Source organism: Oceanipulchritudo coccoides (assembly GCF_010500615.1).
Lineage (GTDB): Bacteria > Verrucomicrobiota > Verrucomicrobiia > Opitutales > Oceanipulchritudinaceae > Oceanipulchritudo > Oceanipulchritudo coccoides.
The window spans coordinates 1-480 of sequence record NZ_JAAGNX010000017.1 but is presented as its reverse complement, the minus strand read 5'-3'; the positions used below and the strand labels follow the sequence as shown (position 1 = coordinate 480).

Annotated in this window: 1 pseudogene; it reads left to right on the top strand. The window is 56.9% G+C overall.

The annotated features are described in order from the left end of the window. Positions 1 to 56: 56 nt before the first annotated feature. Positions 57 to 480, top strand: a pseudogene (locus tag G0Q06_RS14235) (transposase); the annotation flags it as partial.

Sequence of the window (480 nt, the reverse complement as noted above, 5' to 3'; positions counted from 1 at the left end):
TGATCCTCCCCCTTTGAATCGGTCCGCCCCTATAGTTAGGAAACGGAGGATCAAAAATGGGAATCAAACGACATAAGCCGGAAGAGATTGTCACGAAGCTGCGGCAGGTTGAGGTGCTGTGCGGTCAGGGAATGCCGCGTATCGATGCAATCCGTCACGTGCAGATAACTGAGCAGACGTTCTATCGCTGGCGTAAGCAATATGGCGGTATGGGAACCGACCAACTGAAGGAACTCAAACGTCTTCAGAAGGAGAATGACCGGTTGCGCAGAGCGGTTTCGGATTTGACCCTGGACAAGTTGATCCTGTCGGAAGCCGCACGGGGAAACTTCTGAGCCCCTCTCGCCGCAGGGCCTGTATCGATCACATCCGCAGCTCAATGCAGTTGTCCGAGCGACGGGTGTGCCGGGTTCTGGGTCAACACCGATCTACTCAGAGACGGTTGCCAGCGGGGCGTGCGGATGAGGCGCGCCTGGTGGC